This window comes from Streptococcus sp. D2 (genome assembly GCF_006385825.1).
Taxonomy (GTDB): Bacteria; Bacillota; Bacilli; order Lactobacillales; family Streptococcaceae; genus Streptococcus; species Streptococcus shenyangsis.
This window is the reverse complement of the sequence record NZ_VFSI01000009.1, coordinates 58,368-76,407: the sequence shown is the minus strand read 5'-3', so window position 1 is coordinate 76,407 and position 18,040 is coordinate 58,368. Positions and strand designations below refer to the sequence as shown.

The window sequence follows — 18,040 nt, the reverse complement described above, 5'->3', positions numbered from 1 at the left end:
ACTATTTTTTATCATACAGGGAGATATCCTATGAGCCAATATGCTTATATCCTCGTTGTGATTAGCTTGGTGTTCCTTTTTCTGCTTAATAAGTACGAGAAAGAACGGCTTCAAAGACTCTACCAAGAACAACTTTTGAAGGATGAAACATTCAGGACTGACATCAAAGAGAAAATTCACACGACTGAAAATATCAATGATGTCATTGCTTACATCAATAAAACTTATCATCTGGGAATGTTACTATCAAAAGACATTACAGATCAATTGAAATAAACCTAGCTATTCTTTAAGGAATATCAAAACCGAGACTAAGAGTTTAATACTTAGGATCGGTTTTTGTATATTTTTCAAGTAACAAAGCAACCACTCCCCAGCAATGCAAGTGCAAAATCCCCTAGAATGTGATAAAATAAAAAGAGAACTCTATCAAGGAGGAAATCATGGAAAAACAAACCATCGCCGTCTTGGGGCCTGGTTCTTGGGGAACTGCCCTTTCACAAGTCTTGAATGACAATGGACACGAGGTACGTATTTGGGGAAATCTTCCCGAGCAAATCAATGAAATTAATACCTATCATACTAATAAACACTACTTTAAAGATGTCGTTCTAGACGAAAATATCATTGCCTACACCGACTTAGCAGAAACATTGAAAGATGTAGATGCGATTTTGTTTGTTGTCCCAACAAAAGTGACACGACTTGTTGCCCAACAAGTTGCAAAAACCTTGGATCATAAGGCTATCATCATGCACGCTTCAAAGGGATTAGAGCCTGATAGTCATAAACGATTATCAACCATCCTTGAAGAAGAAATTCCTGAACATCTCCGCAGTGATATTGTCGTTGTTTCAGGCCCTAGTCATGCAGAAGAGACCATTGTACGTGACCTGACTTTAATCACTGCTGCTTCTAAAGATTTACAAACAGCTCAATACGTTCAAGAACTCTTTAGTAATCACTACTTCCGACTTTATACCAATACGGATGTTATTGGAGTCGAAACTGCTGGTGCTCTTAAAAATATTATCGCTGTCGGTGCTGGAGCTCTACATGGTTTGGGATTTGGTGACAATGCCAAAGCAGCCATCATCGCTCGAGGCTTGGCAGAAATTACCCGCCTAGGGGTAGCACTCGGTGCCAGTCCACTGACCTATAGTGGCTTATCTGGTGTGGGAGATTTGATTGTAACGGGAACCTCCATCCACTCTCGTAACTGGAGAGCCGGAGATGCTCTTGGTCGTGGAGAATCTCTAGCTGATATCGAAGCCAATATGGGCATGGTAATCGAAGGAATCTCAACGACTCGAGCAGCCTATGAACTAGCGCAAGAACTTGGAGTCTATATGCCCATTACACAAGCCATTTACCAAGTTATCTACCACGGAACCAATATCAAAGATGCTATTTATGACATCATGAACAATGAATTTAAAGCAGAAAATGAGTGGTCTTAACTCTCTAAAGAAAGGATTCTTATGACATCAAAAGTTAGAAAGGCAGTCATCCCTGCCGCTGGACTCGGGACTCGATTTTTACCAGCAACCAAAGCACTTGCTAAAGAAATGTTGCCAATTGTAGACAAACCAACTATCCAGTTTATCGTGGAAGAGGCTCTCAAATCAGGTATTGAAGATATTCTGGTTGTCACTGGTAAATCAAAACGTTCTATTGAAGACCACTTTGACTCAAACTTTGAACTTGAGTACAATCTCAAAGAAAAAGGCAAAACGGATTTGTTAAAATTGGTAGATGAAGCAACTGGTATGCGCCTTCATTTCATCCGCCAAACTCACCCTCGCGGTCTTGGAGACGCTGTCCTACAAGCCAAAGCTTTTGTGGGGAATGAACCCTTCGTTGTTATGCTGGGCGATGACCTTATGGACATTACTAACGACAAGACTATCCCATTAACAAAACAACTGATGAATGATTACGAAAAGACACACGCATCAACCATTGCTGTTATGCCTGTTCCTCATGAAGAAGTTTCATCATATGGAGTTATCGCTCCTCAAGGTGAAGGAATCAATGGTCTATACAGCGTTGAAACTTTCGTTGAAAAACCAGCTCCCGAAGATGCTCCAAGTGATTTAGCAATTATCGGTCGCTATCTTCTCACACCTGAGATTTTTGATATCCTCGAAAAGCAAGCTCCCGGTGCTGGAAATGAAATTCAGCTTACGGATGCAATCGATACTCTCAATAAAACACAACGTGTTTTCGCTCGTAAATTTACAGGAGCTCGCTACGACGTTGGCGATAAGTTTGGCTTTATGAAAACATCTATTGACTACGCCCTCAAGCACCCACAAGTCAAAGATGACTTGAAAGATTACATCATCCAACTCGGAAAAGAATTGGCTGAGAAGGAATAACATAAAAAGATAAGGTTCAAAAATTGCCTTATCTTTTTTATTATAGTAGATTGAAATAAGATGTAAACAAATCGATTAGGAAAGTCAAATTAATTTCTAGAAATATTTCAGTAGCCACAGCGTGCTATTCTAAATTCAACCTACTATACATAAGTATTCTTATAAACCTTCACAACTCCATTCCCTTATCAAGAAGCAAGACTGCAAGTACTACGAATAACACTAACGCTACCAGTCTCTGACTAGCGCTATACATCCGTCTTTCTCCTCGAACTGGAAAGATAACTGCTAGTAATGCTCCACCAACTGCACCACCGATATGACCTGCTAGACTGATTCCTGGAATCAGAACACTTCCAATAATGTTAACCACAAAAAGTGTCAGATAGGATTGCCCTAGCTGTTGAATATAGGGGTTGCGAGTTGCATAACGAAGAACAATAATTGCAGCAAATAATCCATAGAGAGAAGTCGAGGCTCCTGCTGCTAAGGATTTAGGACTAAATACAAAAACAAAGAGATTGCCCATCATTCCTGATAAGAGATAGAGAAAGAAAAACTTCTTGGATCCAAAAATTTCCTCTACTTGTCTACCAAGATAATAAAGCGAAAGCATATTGACAATGAAATGCTCCCACCCAATATGAACAAAAATGGCAGAGAAGATACGCCAAACCTGCTCAGGAAAGAGGCGAATAGCTGGCCCATACATGGCTCCAAATTGAAATAAGGTATCCGCCCTGTCAAAGTTTCCACCTGTGGTCACCAACATTAGTAGAAATACCAAGGCCGTCACTAAGAGGAAAAAACTCGTCACAGGGTAACGCCTATCAAAGATTTCTTTCATCAATCAGTACCTCCTGAACAGGAATATCATGATTTTCAGGAATAAAGTCCTGAATTTGACAAGGATATATCGTACTCAAAGTATGACCAGAAAAATATTCCAGATAGCGGTCATAATAACCTCCACCGTATCCAATCCGATATCCTTCCGTCGTAAAAGCCAAGCCAGGAACATGAATCAAATCAATCTGAGAGGCATCCACCACTTCCAAATCTCCCTGTGGCTCCAGTAAGCCAAAGGAAGTTTTTACCAACTGCTGCGGATCATAGACTACAAACTTCATGAGCCCCTTGGGATAGGTTTTGGGTATCAAAACTTTCTTACCATCCCTCAGCGCCTGGTCAATCAGTTCCTGAGTTTGAAACTCATGAGGAAAAGAGAGATAGGTTGCGATGACCTTGGCTTCTTGGTAGAAGGGATGGTGTAAAAGCCGCTCGGTTAAAGTTTGATCTATAAACTGTTTTTGCTCTTGAGGTAAAGCCTTCATTTCATTCAAGACCTGCTTGCGTAATTTCAATTTCATAGACAAGCCCTCTACTCTGCTGCCTTCTTTTTCAGGAAACTAGAAACCGCATCTAACCCAATGGCTAATGCTTCTTCCTTAGGACTCATCTGAGGGTGATGAAGGGCATAGGGACTATCGATACCAAGCCAGAACATAACACCATCAACTTTTGAAAGGAGATAACCAAAGTCCTCGCCTGTCATAGCAGGCTCGATATCAATCAGCTCAATTCCCTCTTTCTCTTCAAAAAAGTCCATTAGTTCACGTGCCAAGACTGGATTGTTCTCAACAGGCAAGTAGCCCCCTTGTTTGAGTTCGACTTCAACTTCCATACCAAAAGCGATTGCAACTCCTTCTGCAACTGTTTTGACCCTCTTTTGCACCAAGAGGCTCATATTCTGAGTCAAGGCCCGAATAGTTCCATGTAAAAAGGCTGTGTCTGTGATGACATTGTTGGTTGTTCCAGCTTGGAAAACGCCAAAGGTCACCACCGCTCCCTCGATTGGATTGACATTGCGGCTGACAACTGACTGTACTTGGGTCACAAAGTAACTAGCAGCCACCAAGGCGTCATTAGCTTCATGTGGAAAAGCTGCGTGGCCACCTTTGCCTTTGAAACGGATCTTCACCTCGCAAGTCCCTGCAAAGAGTGTATGAGTATTAGTCGCAATCTGGCCGACTTTCAAATCTGGTCGAACATGGAGGCCATAAAACTGGTCTGGCAACCAGTCTCCAAAAGCGCCATCCTCATACATGAGCATACCACCAGCTTCATTTTCTTCAGCAGGCTGAAATAGGAAGAGTAGATTATTCTTGGGTTGCTCCTCAAGGGCGCGCTCAAGACAGCCCAAGGCAATGGTCATGTGGAAATCATGTCCACAGGCGTGCATGCGACCTTGGTGCTGAGAAGCAAAAAGAAGTCCTGTTTGTTCGACGATAGGCAGGCCATCAATATCTGTTCTCCAACCAATGGTCCGCTCTGGCTGACTTCCCTGCAAATAGACCAAAATACCTGTCCGCCAAGTACGAACTTGAACAAAATCCTTGCCCGCAGTCAATTTCTCAATCACATCCAACAGATAAGCCTGAGTCTTGAACTCCTCCAAGCCGATTTCTGGAATCTGGTGCAAATCCCGTCTAGTCTGAATCAAATCTAACATCTATCTATCCTCCTATATAGCAGAAAGAGGCTGGAAAAGGGTTCCGCCTCTATTTTTCTTTTACAAATTACAAGGTACGAAGCGCATCTTCTAGCGCTGTTTTTTGTTGGGTTTGGGCATCAATCTCTTTGATGATACGAGCTGGAACACCTGCTACTACTACGTTTTCTGGGACATCTTGGGTAACGATGGCTCCTGCTGCGACAACTGAACCACTACCGATTTGGACCCCTTCGATAACCACTGCGTTGGCACCGATGAGAACATTGTCTCCAACACGGACTGGTTCAGCGCTCGCTGGCTCAATCACACCTGCAAGAACGGCACCTGCACCAACGTGACTGTTTTTCCCAACGATAGCACGGCCACCAAGGATAGCACCCATGTCAATCATGGTTCCTGCACCAATTTCAGCACCGATATTAATAACTGCTCCCATCATGATAACAGCATTGCCACCAATTTCAACCTGATCACGGATAATAGCACCTGGCTCGATACGAGCATTGATAGCACGTTTGTCTAGCAAGGGAACTGCAGAATTACGAGCATCTTGCTCAACAACATAGTCTTTATTTTCTACCAAACCTTCTAGAAGCGGAGCAACGTCCTTCCAGTCTCCAAATAGGACATTTCCTAGTTTCACAACAGAGCTAGGTACAGCAGTTGCAAGTTCTCCCTCAAAGGTTACTTTCACACTAGTTTTCTTTTCGGCATTGGCGATAAATTGGATAATTTCTTGAGCATTCATTTTTGTGGCAGTCATAGGCGCCTCCTAGTTCATTTTAATGATACCTATTCTACCAAAAAAGGCCTCAAATTTGAAGCCTTTTTGTTTGTTTTTAGGTATGATTTTTAGGGATGTGAGATAAAACGTGCTGTCGGTAAAAGCAAGCCCCTACCGATACAACCTAAAAACACTCTTCACAACTATCTCCCCGTGTTTTATTGACTATTCTAGTATAGCACACTTTTAGAATTAAGAAAAGACTTTTTATTTACTTTCTTTCGCTTCTTCTACCGATAGGAAAATCATGGGTAAAATAATCAAGGCCATAGCTAGAAGGAGGGACCAATCTACTACCAAGCCTAAAAATAAAACACTCAACAAGGCGGAAGACAGAGGTTCACTGGCACTGATAACTGAAACCACCAAAGGAGAAACCAAGGACACAGCCTTCATGGAAATAAAAAAAGCAAAAGCCGTACCAAAGAAAGCGATAATAAGGCAAATCAAGATACTCCAAATATCAGGAATAAAGGAAAGCTGATAAACCGGCGAGAGGACATTGCTAAACAAACCGGCCAAAATCATCCCCCACCCAACCGTGGGGACAAAACCATAGCGCTTCGCAAAAGGCTGGGGCAAGATAACATTAAACATAACACCCATGGCACTCAACAGACCTGTTATAAGGGCTAATGGAGTCATAGATAACTGAGAGAGATCTCCCTTTGTCGCCATCAAGCAAACACCCAACATGGCAACCAAAACATAAAAAATAGCGCTTTTTGACGCTCGTTTTTGATAAACCAAGCGATTGTAAAAGAGGATAAAGACAGGACTTATAAACTGTAGAATAGTCGCTGTCGCTGCATTTGAGTATTCTACGCAGAGATAGAAAAAATACTGAACTGAGAAAATTCCCAAAATAGCGTAGGCCAAAAAGGGCAAGTAATTTTTCTTGTCTCGCCAGATATCTAGCACTTGTGACTTTAATTGCATTGCAGACCAAACGAGCACAAGACTCCCTGCTAATGTCAAACGCATAGAGGTAATCCAGCCCGAAGACACCTGGTAATGGGTGAAGAAATATTCTCCTAAAATTCCACAGATTCCCCATATTAAGCCAGATAGGAGCGAATAAATGGTTCCTTTAACAATCTTTTTCTGATACTGATTCATACCTTTATTGTAACACGAAAGGAAAAAAGAAAAAAGTGGCAATCCATTGATTGGCCACTTCATTTAGAAAAGTTTAAAGAACTTATCGTCTCGTCCTTGAAGAAGAAGGTCTAGTAGCGCTTGAATTGCTACTGTTGTTAGAACTACTACTTGAACTGCTGGAGCTTGATGGAGTTGGTAGACTCCCCATAATGCTAGACCAAGCATTCTGATAATCCGCATCACTTCCACCAATAGCAAAGCGATAACTGGTCGCTGGCGCTCCTGCCTTATTAGCCCAATAGCTGGTAACAGTCGAACCTGTGACCTCTACCTCTTTCCCTTCAACAGAAACCTTCCCTGGTTTTTGACCTGTTGATTTCAGGACTTCAGATTTTACTACACTAGGATCTAAAGCAAAGCGCTCGTTCCCCCAAATGCTTGGGGAGGCTTGCTGAATCGCATTTACCAGATGAGCCATGTAATTAGAATTATTAGAATAACCTGCTCTACGTGACAGTGAATGATTATCATCATGCCCAATCCAGCCACCTAGGGTTAATCTAGGTGTCGAAAGCATGAGCCACATATTTTCGTCTTGGTTGGTTGTACCAGTCTTCCCAATCCAATCTGCATTAGCCAGAGTAGGATTTAAAGAAGTCAGATTCGTCTTGAAGGTTGTTGTCACACGAGAGGATAGAACTTCTCGCAGCAAGCCCTGCATAATTGTAGCAGTAGCTTTTGAATAGACTTGAACCGGTTTATCCTGATACTCATACACCACTCTACCATCTGCTGCTTCAATTTTAGAAATCACGTGTTTTTTATGATATAGACCATTATTTGCTAGGGTCTGATAGCCATTAGTATGCTGGGCAACTGTGACTTCAATACCACCACCCATTGGCAGACTCTCAATACCGTACTCAGGAATCTCGTAGCCCATCTTTTCCATATAACCCTTGACATCAACACCCTTTTCACGGAGCATACGATAGGTCCAGTAAGCAGGGATATTCCATGAATAGTTCAGAGCTTCTCCCAAGGTCATCATTCCTGTTCCCTTGCTATTAGCATACATAATCGGATTCCCATTAGCAAAGTTTGTTGGATAGTTAGATAGAATCGTTTCGCTTCCCATCAAGCCCTGATCAATAGCAATACCGTAGGCAAGCAAAGGCTTGGTAGTAGAAGCTGGCGAACGCTTGGTATCAAAGGCATGATTATTTTGATTTTCTTGATAATTACGACCACCTACAAAGCCTAGAATAGCACCTGTTTGGTTGTCCATCAGGACATTCCCTACTTCTACACGACCTGTTCCATCGTCTAAAAGATAGCCATAGTCAGCAACCGCATTTTGCATGGCAGAATGGATTTTTTGGTCTATGGTAGTAGTAATCTTATAACCACCATTTTCAATTTCCTTGGCTGCCAAATCGCGATAAAACTTCTGAGTTGCCTCATTTTTCAACTCCTTAGCGGAGACATTGTCTCTCTGAGCTAGATAATCATATATACGTTCCTGAGCTTCTGCCAAGGCTGTAAAGTATAAATAGCCTCGTGACACACCTGTGACTGTAGCTGAAGGGAGAAAGTCCTGTTTAAGATTGTAATCCTTATATTGAGAATACTCGTCTTTGCTTAAGGCACCTGTACGATACATACTGTAAAGAACTGCCTTAGCCCGTCTCAAGCCTATTTCTAAGTCTTCATCACTCTTCAACTCCCCAGTATTTTCATAAGGAGAATAGGTAATGGGACTCTGTGGAAGTCCTGCTAAAAATGCTGCTTGAGGAACAGTCAACTGACTTGCATCTACACCGAAAATCCCCTCAGCTGCCTGCTGAGCTCCTGCAATATTCTGCCCCTTATTATTTCGGCCAAACGGAGCCACATTGAGATATGTCGTTAAAATCTCATCCTTATTCATGGCACGTTCCAAGGCAAGAGCATCCACAATTTCTGTCGCCTTACGAGCCAAAGTCGGCGCATCCCCAACCACCTGCTGTTTAATCAGTTGCTGGGTCAAAGTTGAACCCCCACTAGAGGAACCCAAACCTACAAATTTCCCCAAGGTCGCACGAATCACCGCCTTGGGCACTACACCTTTATGTTCTTTAAAGTGTTCGTCTTCCGTCGCAATGATAGCTTTCTTCAGATTTTCCGAAATTTGCTCAGATGAGATAGAAGTGCGCAACAAATCACTCTCTATGGAAGCAATCACCGTCCCATCCGCATAGGTAATCTCTGAAATAGAAGAAATGTCCTTGACCTGATGTACCAATTCTTCTGTCTGAGGCACCCGAACCTTGTCAAATAAGGCCACTCCGTACCCCAAAGCAATCCCGGCTCCCAACATTCCTCCTAGAAAACCGAGCACAAAGAGTAAGTTAAATAGGGCTTTTATACTCAGTAAAATAGCTGGAAAAATGGCTGGCCTATCTAGGGATTTAGATTTTTCAGCACTTGAACCTTTCTTGTCCGGCCTATCTGTTTTTTTATTTTTTTGTTTTTGCTGGAAAAATTCCAGCATTTTTCGTTTTAATTCATTTAATTGATTTTGCATGGATTTCCTCACTCTATCTATTATACCATAAAAGGTAAACTTTCAATAAAATAGCCACTTTCTTCCCTATTCTACTAGGCTATTACCCAAGTTTGTGATACAATAGTTAGAAACAATAATTTTAAAAAGGAGAAAAGACACATGCACATTTTTGATGAGCTAAAAGAGCGTGGTTTGATTTTTCAAACGACTGATGAAGAAGCTTTGCGTAAAGCCCTAGAAGAAGGTCAAGTTTCTTATTATACTGGCTACGATCCAACCGCTGACAGCCTTCACCTAGGCCACCTTGTCGCAATCTTGACAAGTCGTCGCTTGCAGCTAGCAGGTCACAAACCTTATGCGCTCGTTGGCGGTGCTACAGGTCTCATCGGAGATCCGTCCTTCAAAGATGCTGAACGTAGTCTCCAAACAAAAGACACAGTAGATGGCTGGGTCAAGTCTATCCAAGGACAACTTTCTCGTTTTCTTGATTTTGAAAATGGCGAAAACAAGGCTGTCATGGTCAACAACTACGACTGGTTTGGCAGCATCAGCTTCATTGACTTCCTCCGTGATATCGGAAAATACTTTACTGTCAACTACATGATGAGCAAGGAGTCTGTGAAAAAACGGATTGAAACAGGAATTTCATACACTGAGTTTGCTTACCAAATCATGCAAGGTTACGACTTCTTCGTTCTTAACCAAGACCACAACGTAACGCTTCAAATCGGGGGTTCTGACCAGTGGGGAAATATGACAGCTGGTACTGAATTGCTTCGTCGTAAGGCTGACAAAACTGGACACGTTATCACTGTTCCACTGATCACAGATGCAACTGGTAAGAAATTTGGTAAATCAGAAGGAAACGCCGTCTGGCTTAATCCTGAAAAGACTTCTCCATACGAAATGTACCAATTTTGGATGAACGTTATGGACGCAGACGCTGTTCGCTTCTTGAAAATCTTTACTTTCTTGTCACTTGATGAGATTGAAGACATCCGTAAACAATTTGAAGCAGCGCCACACGAACGCTTGGCTCAAAAAGTTTTGGCTCGTGAAGTCGTTACACTTGTTCACGGAGAAGAAGCCTACAAAGAAGCCCTCAATATCACTGAGCAACTCTTTGCAGGAAACATCAAAAACCTTTCTGTTAAAGAGCTCAAACAAGGACTTCGTGGTGTGCCAAACTACCAAGTACAAGTAGACGAAAACCACAATATTGTGGAACTGCTCGTGTCAGCTGGTGTAGTTAACTCAAAACGCCAAGCCCGTGAAGACGTCCAAAACGGAGCTATCTACGTCAACGGCGACCGCATCCAAGACCTTGACTATGTCTTAAGTGACACTGATAAGTTAGAGAATGAACTGACTGTTATCCGTCGCGGTAAGAAAAAATACTTTGTATTGACTTACTAAACTGTTCAACATTTACCTATAAACAAAGGAGTTACCCTCAAGAAAGGTAACTCCTTTTTGCTGTGAATAGTCCCCTACCTATCCCTTAATAGACAGACTACGCAGGACTATGCGCAAGGTTGTTAGATTATGTAAGATGGAGAGATTTGAAGGACTGAGCCAATTAAACAAGCCAAAGCCAATCAAACTACTATTTACGACAACGGTATCTTGAATATTCTTCTTGATGAGTGTTTGTAAAGATGATGATAGCCAATCCAACTCTCGGAAGAAATCCAAGCGATTATCTAACAATAAGATATCACTCATCTGCTTAGAAATATCTGCACTCTCATTCATCACTACACCGATATCTGATAGGGTTAGAGCAGCTGAGTCATTCAACCCATCCCCAACCATCAAAATAGTGTGACCTGCTTTCTGTAGTTCCTCTACTAACTCAAATTTCCCATCAGGTTTCAAGTCTGTATAGACCTGATCAAAGGGCAAATCTTTGACTAATTCCTCTGTCCTAACCAAGGTATCTCCTGTTGCCAGAATCAATTTTTTCCCTTGTGCCTTAAGTTTCTCCAAGGCTGCTTTTGCTTCTTTTCTCAAAGGAGTATGAATGCAGAACATTCCAATCAATTCATTCTGATAAGCCAAGAATAAGAGATTGTAGTGACTCTTGTACTCTTCAATTAAAGCATTTTGTTCTGAACTGATATAAATCTGCTCATCCTGCATCAAGACATAATTCCCAATAAGAACTGGTTGGCCATCTATATGAGATTTGATCCCCTTGCTTGCAATATATTGGAGTTTCCCATGCATTTCCTCATGTTCAATCCCCTCTATCTCAGCTTGCTTGACGATGGCATTAGCGATAGGATGATAGATGTGCTCCTCAAGACAGGCACTGATTCTGAGAATATCTTCCTCACTATAGTCCCCAAAAGGTAACACCTTTTCAACTATAGGATAACTAGTTGTGATTGTTCCCGTCTTATCAAATAAGAAAGTATCAATTTCCAGATATTTCTCCAGAACATCTCCATCCTTAATCACCATTTCACGATTCAACCCCTCCTTGATAGCTGTCAAATAAGCTACAGGAGTAGAAATTTTCAAAGCACAGGAGAAATCGACCAATAGGAAAGAGATAGCCTTAGAAAAAGAACCTGTTAATAGGTAAGTCAGCCCAGCCCCCAAGAAATTATATTTGACGACCTTGTCCGCCATCTTGATGAAATAGCGTTGTTTCGTTTTCTTGTTTTCTTCAGATTTCTTCATCAACTCAATCAGTTGTAAAATCCGACTGTTCATCTGATTATCGGTTACACGAATGCGTAACTCTCCAGTTTCTAATACTGTATTTGCACAAACCAAATCAGACTCTCTTTTTTCAACTGGAAAACTCTCTCCCGTCAAGGAACTTTCGTTAACCATACCTAAACCTGAAACTACTTGTCCATCAAACAGAATTTCATTTCCTTGAGATAAGATCAAGACATCTCCTATTTGAACATCGGAACTCTTGATACTAACAACCGTATCGCCCTGTACTAGAAATACATCGCTCTCTTTTGCAAGAAGGCTTTGTTCTAAATCTGTTGCAGTTTTTTTCAAAGACCACTGATCTAAATGATTCCCCAAATCAAGCATAAACATGATATTGCTAGCTGTCTTGGATTGGTTCATAAACAAGGACAATAAAATCGCCGAACAGTCCAAGACCTCCATCGTTAGTTCCTTACGCGCTAGTGTTTGATAGGCTTCTCTAATATAGCCCAAAGCCTGATAACAAGTCCATATATAGCGAATTGGAGACGGTACAAGACTACGAAAAAGTACACGCTTAATCGCTGCACCTGAAACAATAGAATAAGCACTCTCTTCTCTACGAATGGGAAGAGTCATCAACTCAGAAACTTTCCCTTTATCAATTCTTTTTAAAAAGGCTTCTGCATTATCTAATACAGAAAAGCCTTCTTTTATGCGTAGAGTAAAGTGCTGTTGATCCATGTAAAACTGGATAGACTCAATCCCCTTTTCATCTCTCGCCAAGGAACGAAGATAGTCTTGAATATCCAAGGTGAGTGAAAAAGAAGATGATAGTCGGATATGTTGGTATCCTCTATGTAGCACTTTAAAAGACATATTATTCCCCTATAAGGCTATCTAATTGCTCTTCTTTTTTCTCTTGCTCGTACAAATATTTGGCATCTTGCAAGACATCATCTCCATGTTGCTTCACAACAGAAACAGATGCATCTAGCTCGTCTTTTAACTTATAAGCCTTAGCCAAAGCTTTAGAATAACCTTTTTTAGCTTCCTTACTTGCTAAGATTTTCAAGCCAAGGGTACCAAATGCGACACCACCCAAAAAGAGTGATGATTTTTTCGCAACTTTTGCGACGCTTAATACTTCTTTTAACATACTTATTTCCTCCTTATCATTATTATATAGCAATTTAGATATAAAAGCAATTTCATTTCATAAATTGGAGAATCAGTTTTATTTCTACTGAATCTCTCATCTACTTATTCCTAAAGTTGCTTTCATCTGCCTCTTTTGATACACTTAAACTATGAATACAAATCTCAAACCCAAACTTCAGCGTTTTGCTTCTGCCACTGCCTTTGCCTGTCCTATCTGCCAAGAAAAGCTGACTCTGGTTGAGAGCAGTCTCAAATGTAGCAATCGCCATTCTTTTGACCTAGCAAAATTCGGCTATGTCAATCTAGCTCCTCAAATCAAGCAATCTACCAACTACGACAAGGAAAATTTTCAAAATCGTCAACAAATCCTAGAAGCCGGCTTTTACCAAGCTATTTTAGATGCTGTATCTGACTTGCTTGCAAGATCAAAAACTAGCACCACAGTCTTAGATATCGGCTGTGGCGAAGGATTCTATTCTCGCAAACTCCAAGAAAGTCATCCTGACAAAACCTTCTATGCCTTTGATATTTCCAAAGATTCCGTCCAAATCGCTGCCAAGAGCGAACCCAACTGGGCAGTCAATTGGTTCGTTGGTGACTTAGCTCGTCTTCCTATAAAAGACGCCAGCATGGATATCCTGCTTGATATCTTCTCACCTGCCAACTATGGAGAATTTCGTCGCGTTTTATCCAAAGACGGTATCTTGATAAAGGTTATTCCAACTAAAAATCACCTCAAAGAAATCCGTCAGAAGGTACAAGACCAGCTTACAAACAAGAACTATTCCAACCAAGATATCAAAAATCATTTCCAAGAACACTTTACCATCCTATCTAGCCAAACGGCCTCTCTGACTAAGACTATCACAGCAGATCAGCTCCAAGCCCTACTCAGTATGACTCCGCTCCTCTTTCACATCGACCAGAGCAAGATTGACTGGAGCCAACTGACAGAGATTACCATTGAGGCAGAGATTTTGGTTGGGAAAGCAATCTAAACTAGAGTTCGCAAAGGTAGAAAACTTACCGAAAATCTTCAATATTACAAAAACGCATAAGAACAGGTGCTAAAACCTTAATCTTATGCGTTTTGTTATGCAAAAATCGCTGGAGTTTCTATACACATTAAGTGGAAATCTTTGAAACCAGTTCTTTTAATAACCATTGAATATCATACATTACATTTACCCCAAATATGATATAGGCCGTATAAATCAAGTATTTCGATTTCTCTCGCCTCAAAGAATAGATCTTGTACAAGATAAACAAATTTAAAATAATAAATAATAGAGACAAAATCTTCCTCCAAAATCAATATTAAAAGTAGCCAGTCAGGCATATACCTCATATTTATTTTCGATTCGAGATAATAAACTTATCAATAAATAGCAATTGATATAAGGCAAGTACAAATCCCCAGAAACTCCCTCGAAGCGAGATTTCTTGATGATTGAGAGGAAACAAATCATGGTTACCTATATAGAGGCATGTTAAAATAACAAATAGAATCCAAAATAAATCCGTCCATTTATATTTTGAAAAATATTTTTTCCACATAAAAACACCTTCTTTCCTACAATTATATTATAATACTTTATGTAAGCGAATACAAGGGATGTGAGGTAATCAACTACGAAGAAACATGAGGTTGAAGACAGTAAAAACCAGCATTTTAAGCGCTGGTTTACTGTTTTAAACTAGGTTTCTTACAAAACTTACTAACACTAAACTTTAAAAAAGTTAGTTTTTGAAGTTGATTAATTGTTAGTTTTCCAAACTGTACTCTTTTTTTATTTTTTAAACCCCAATAACTAAGGGCAAGTAATGCTACAACCCAAGCAAAAGTGATTCCCAAACTGTCAAAATTCAACTTGAAATCTGGTTTATTAAAGAAATCTACATAAACTCCTAAGAAGGTTGTATCCATAAATTTCTTGATCTCTGAGCTAACTTGAGAAAACATTGGCAAGAATGAGAGACCAAGCATTGGAATCAAACCATAAACCTGAGCCTGAGTTTGTGTCTCTGAAATAGCTCCAATCACTAAATTTAAGAGGATTGTACATAATGCTACCAGAGAAGCTACTACAAGGTATACAGGATAATCTTTTGCGAAATCCACTTCAACCATAATAGGGAAAGAAATAACTGCAGCCAAGGCAAAGATTACAGGATAAAACAACACGGAAACAAGATATTCTCCACGGCGAACTCCGCTTAAAATGAGTGTTTTAAAAATTCTTTTTTCTTTTTCCTCTGCAATAGAGTTTGAAATCATTGACCCAGAAGAAAATGAGAATGCCATTGTTAAAGAACTATACAATAGTGTTTTCCCTTGAGTACCATCTGTATTCATAAAATTTTGGAAGAGTAGAACCAGAAAGAATGGGAATACTACTTGTACCAAAGTGTTTTTGTTTGTTAATAATACTTGTGTCCTCAACCAGATAAGGGCTAAAATTCTCTTAAACATCTAATTTTTCTCCTGTCAATTTAATAAAAATATCTTCTAAAGTTGGTTCACATGAGTGAATCGTCATCATTTTTTTATAATCTTCTTGCTGCAAGTCTTCAAAGCGCACTACCTTTTTAGTAGAATCACTATAAGTTACTGCAACTTTTTTTTCCGTGTTGTATTTTTGGATAATTTCGCTTGGGCTTCCTTGTTCAATAAGATCACCTTTATTCAAAAGAGCTAGGTTATCACATAATAAAGTCGCCTCATTCATATCATGAGTAGTTAAGAAAATGGTTGTTCCTCTTTCCTTTAACTCCTATAGTAATTTGTGAATCTTCTTTGAGGTGGTGGGATCTAACCCACTTGTAGGTTCGTCTAAAAATAGAACTTTAGGGTAATTGATTAAAGCACGAGCTAAAAGCATTCGTTGACGCATTCCTGTAGAAAGTTTCTCAGCTGGAGTGTCTTTACTATCATACAGACCAACTTGTTTTAGAATTTCTTCAATTCGAGATTTTGAAACTCCGTATAGTCTTGCAAATAGCAACAAGTTATTGTACAAACTTAATTTTTCGTAATAACCACTTGTGTCACCTACTAAACCTAACTCTTCAAAATCTGACGGAAGTAATTTTTGAGAATCTTTCCCTAATAATTCTGTCTTTCCGCTGTTAGCCTGTAGCTGTCCTGTCAGAATATTGATCATTGTTGTTTTCCCTGAACCAGATGGACCTAGGAATCCAAAAATTTCTCCTTCGTTTATTGAAAAACTAATTTGATTTAAAGCAATATTATCTCCAAATCGCTTTGTAACTCTTTCTACCTTAATCATTGTATTACCTCTTTCTAATGATAAATTGTATTTTAGAAACTTCACTCACTCCCATCGGTTATGTCAACAACTCTAATTCTAGGCTTTAAGTTAGAGTCCATTTTGATTTCTCTCATTTCATTTGGAAGCAAGAGAACTAATTTTAGTAGCTTCTCATCAAGTGTTACTTTACATAGGCGTCTGCTATCTAGACTATTTTTGATAATCAGATAGTCCTTCTTGACAAATTTTTCATCCATATAATAGTCAATTGTTTTTACCATATTTTCCTCCCGCCTGCTAATCTACATCCCGTTAAATAGTAATGTTTCTAGCATTGCGTTCTGCTTAACTTATTTACACTAACAGTATATCCCTTATGAGAGTAAAAAAACAGGACATTTATGTCCACTGACATTTATGTCCTGTTTTTAAATTGAAATTATGGAAAATCCTTATTTTTTTCTTCTATTACTCTATCCCTAAATGATTTATCATTTAATAATTTCGATCCGTTTATTGCTTTATTATAGTAGTCCAAAGCAAGATCTTTATTCTGATTAGTATGAATATAATATTTGGCTTCAAAAAAATCTACTGTAGGTAGTAAAGCAAAATCTTGGATTTCATCTATTATTTCTCGTACAGCACTTAGCGTTTGGGGCATTAAATCATAATATTCAATATTAAAGTGATATAAAACAATTGATACAATAACCCTTTGAATCAAATGAATATTGTTGGCATCAGAGAAATTAGTTTGCTCCAAGATGTTAGCATAGATATTTTCAAATACATTATCAATTGGCTTAGCATTCAAGGTACACTTTAAAAAATATAGGTGTAAAATTAGTAAATCATTGGTGTCATAATTTGTTTTTAAAAGTAACTGCTCAAAGTATTCCTCAATCAAACCTTCTCCAAATTCAGAGTTTTCAGAAACATACACATCATCAATAGCTTGTAAAACTTCAACTGCTATTTGTTCATCCTCAGGGAGTTGATCATAAAAATGTTCCTGAATATCTTCAAAGATAGCCTCACGTTGGCGGATTTTTTCTTCATCTCCATGAATAGACTGACGAATCAATTTCGTTTTTAGTTTTAAATACTCTTTAGGAACAATTATCATGCCTTCATCAATTAACTGAGATATCGGAATTTCTAGCACTCCAGCTATATAATCTAGTTTCGCTAAACTGGGCAAATTATTTCCAGTTTCAATTCGACCCAACTGACGAACAGTAAGTTCTTTTTCATCGCCACAAAAGGCTTCTCTACTCAGTCCTTTTTCAGTTCGTAAAGTGCGAATCCGTTTCCCTATTTCTAAATTACTCATAATGCGCCTCTTCAAATTCTAATTAGACATTCAAACAACTACTTGTATACGTTTCCATTTTAACACACTTTCCTACAATTTTCAGAAAAAATAATTATAACGAATAGTTTTAAGCAACTATCTTATATAAGTGCCCCATTTCAATAAAGTATCTGAGGTCTATTTCTACTCAAGCATTAAAAAAAAAGCGAATTTCAATCGAAATTCGCTTTATAGGAAAGTGTATTAGTATAAATCTTGTATCTTATACTCAATGAAAATCAAAG

17 protein-coding genes and 1 pseudogene are annotated in these 18,040 nt (G+C 39.4%); 5 read left to right on the top strand and 13 right to left on the bottom strand.

The window, feature by feature from the left end:
• Window positions 1-30 precede the first annotated feature (30 nt).
• From FJR73_RS06840 to galU, 3 genes are all read left to right on the top strand, one after another.
• Complete coding sequence (locus FJR73_RS06840; protein WP_049532292.1) at window positions 31-276, top strand: hypothetical protein; 246 nt, start codon at window positions 31-33, stop codon at window positions 274-276.
• A gap of 167 nt (window positions 277-443) precedes the next feature.
• Window positions 444-1,460, top strand: a complete 1,017-nt coding sequence (locus FJR73_RS06835) for an NAD(P)H-dependent glycerol-3-phosphate dehydrogenase (RefSeq protein WP_140834064.1) — start codon at window positions 444-446, stop codon at window positions 1,458-1,460.
• Window positions 1,461-1,481: 21 nt separating this feature from the next.
• Window positions 1,482-2,381, top strand: coding sequence for a UTP--glucose-1-phosphate uridylyltransferase GalU (gene galU, locus FJR73_RS06830; RefSeq protein ID WP_125451563.1), 900 nt, complete (start codon window positions 1,482-1,484; stop codon window positions 2,379-2,381).
• A gap of 169 nt (window positions 2,382-2,550) precedes the next feature.
• Here the strand turns inward: galU and FJR73_RS06825 are convergent, their stop codons facing one another.
• The 6 genes from FJR73_RS06825 to pbp1b form a co-directional block, all read right to left on the bottom strand.
• Window positions 2,551-3,228 (bottom strand): rhomboid family intramembrane serine protease, encoded by a 678-nt coding sequence (locus FJR73_RS06825; RefSeq protein ID WP_140834063.1) that lies wholly within the window; start codon window positions 3,226-3,228, stop codon window positions 2,551-2,553.
• A complete protein-coding gene (locus FJR73_RS06820; protein ID WP_140834062.1) occupies window positions 3,212-3,751 on the bottom strand; it encodes a 5-formyltetrahydrofolate cyclo-ligase in 540 nt (179 codons plus the stop codon). Before FJR73_RS06820 ends, FJR73_RS06825 begins: the two co-directional genes overlap by 17 nt.
• A gap of 11 nt (window positions 3,752-3,762) precedes the next feature.
• Window positions 3,763-4,893 carry an N-acetyldiaminopimelate deacetylase gene (locus FJR73_RS06815; RefSeq protein ID WP_140834061.1) on the bottom strand — a complete coding sequence of 377 codons (1,131 nt, stop codon included), beginning with the start codon at window positions 4,891-4,893 and terminating at the stop codon, window positions 3,763-3,765.
• A 67-nt stretch (window positions 4,894-4,960) separates the two neighbouring features.
• Window positions 4,961-5,659: a 2,3,4,5-tetrahydropyridine-2,6-dicarboxylate N-acetyltransferase gene (gene dapD, locus FJR73_RS06810; protein WP_140834060.1), complete on the bottom strand. Its 699-nt coding sequence runs from the start codon at window positions 5,657-5,659 to the stop codon at window positions 4,961-4,963.
• Window positions 5,660-5,887: 228 nt separating this feature from the next.
• Entirely contained in the window at window positions 5,888-6,799 is a 912-nt protein-coding gene (locus FJR73_RS06805) for a DMT family transporter (protein WP_140834058.1), read from the bottom strand.
• A gap of 82 nt (window positions 6,800-6,881) precedes the next feature.
• Complete coding sequence (pbp1b, locus tag FJR73_RS06800; RefSeq protein ID WP_140834057.1) at window positions 6,882-9,347, bottom strand: penicillin-binding protein PBP1B; 2,466 nt, start codon at window positions 9,345-9,347, stop codon at window positions 6,882-6,884.
• A gap of 141 nt (window positions 9,348-9,488) precedes the next feature.
• Between pbp1b and tyrS the strand changes: the two genes are divergently transcribed.
• A complete protein-coding gene (tyrS, locus tag FJR73_RS06795) occupies window positions 9,489-10,745 on the top strand; it encodes a tyrosine--tRNA ligase (protein ID WP_140834056.1) in 1,257 nt (418 codons plus the stop codon).
• Window positions 10,746-10,823: 78 nt separating this feature from the next.
• On the opposite strand, the gene FJR73_RS06790 is transcribed toward tyrS, so the two are convergent.
• Both FJR73_RS06790 and FJR73_RS06785 read right to left on the bottom strand, forming a co-directional pair.
• The gene (locus FJR73_RS06790) at window positions 10,824-12,884 is read right to left on the bottom strand and encodes a heavy metal translocating P-type ATPase (protein ID WP_061759667.1); all 2,061 of its coding nucleotides are present in this window, start codon (window positions 12,882-12,884) and stop codon (window positions 10,824-10,826) included.
• Window position 12,885: 1 nt separating this feature from the next.
• Window positions 12,886-13,164, bottom strand: coding sequence for a DUF6110 family protein (locus FJR73_RS06785; RefSeq protein ID WP_000910903.1), 279 nt, complete (start codon window positions 13,162-13,164; stop codon window positions 12,886-12,888).
• Between the two features lie 151 nt (window positions 13,165-13,315).
• On the opposite strand from FJR73_RS06785, the gene FJR73_RS06780 reads away from it, so the two are divergent.
• Window positions 13,316-14,164 carry a putative RNA methyltransferase gene (locus tag FJR73_RS06780; protein WP_140834055.1) on the top strand — a complete coding sequence of 283 codons (849 nt, stop codon included), beginning with the start codon at window positions 13,316-13,318 and terminating at the stop codon, window positions 14,162-14,164.
• Window positions 14,165-14,516: 352 nt separating this feature from the next.
• Here FJR73_RS06780 and FJR73_RS10540 read toward each other — a convergent pair whose 3' ends face one another.
• The 5 genes and pseudogenes from FJR73_RS10540 to FJR73_RS06755 all read right to left on the bottom strand — a co-directional run bounded on the left by FJR73_RS10540 (window position 14,517) and on the right by FJR73_RS06755 (window position 17,774).
• A complete protein-coding gene (locus tag FJR73_RS10540; protein WP_033679545.1) occupies window positions 14,517-14,723 on the bottom strand; it encodes a hypothetical protein in 207 nt (68 codons plus the stop codon).
• Between the two features lie 127 nt (window positions 14,724-14,850).
• On the bottom strand, window positions 14,851-15,639 hold the full coding sequence (locus tag FJR73_RS06770) for an ABC transporter permease (RefSeq protein WP_140834054.1): 789 nt from the start codon (window positions 15,637-15,639) through the stop codon (window positions 14,851-14,853).
• A pseudogene (locus FJR73_RS06765) lies at window positions 15,632-16,456 on the bottom strand (ABC transporter ATP-binding protein). Before FJR73_RS06765 ends, FJR73_RS06770 begins: the two are co-directional and overlap by 8 nt.
• Before the next feature lie 41 nt (window positions 16,457-16,497).
• Entirely contained in the window at window positions 16,498-16,719 is a 222-nt protein-coding gene (locus FJR73_RS06760; RefSeq protein ID WP_033679542.1) for a hypothetical protein, read from the bottom strand.
• A 158-nt stretch (window positions 16,720-16,877) separates the two neighbouring features.
• Complete coding sequence (locus FJR73_RS06755; protein WP_140834053.1) at window positions 16,878-17,774, bottom strand: XRE family transcriptional regulator; 897 nt, start codon at window positions 17,772-17,774, stop codon at window positions 16,878-16,880.
• Between the last annotated feature and the right edge of the window lie 266 nt (window positions 17,775-18,040).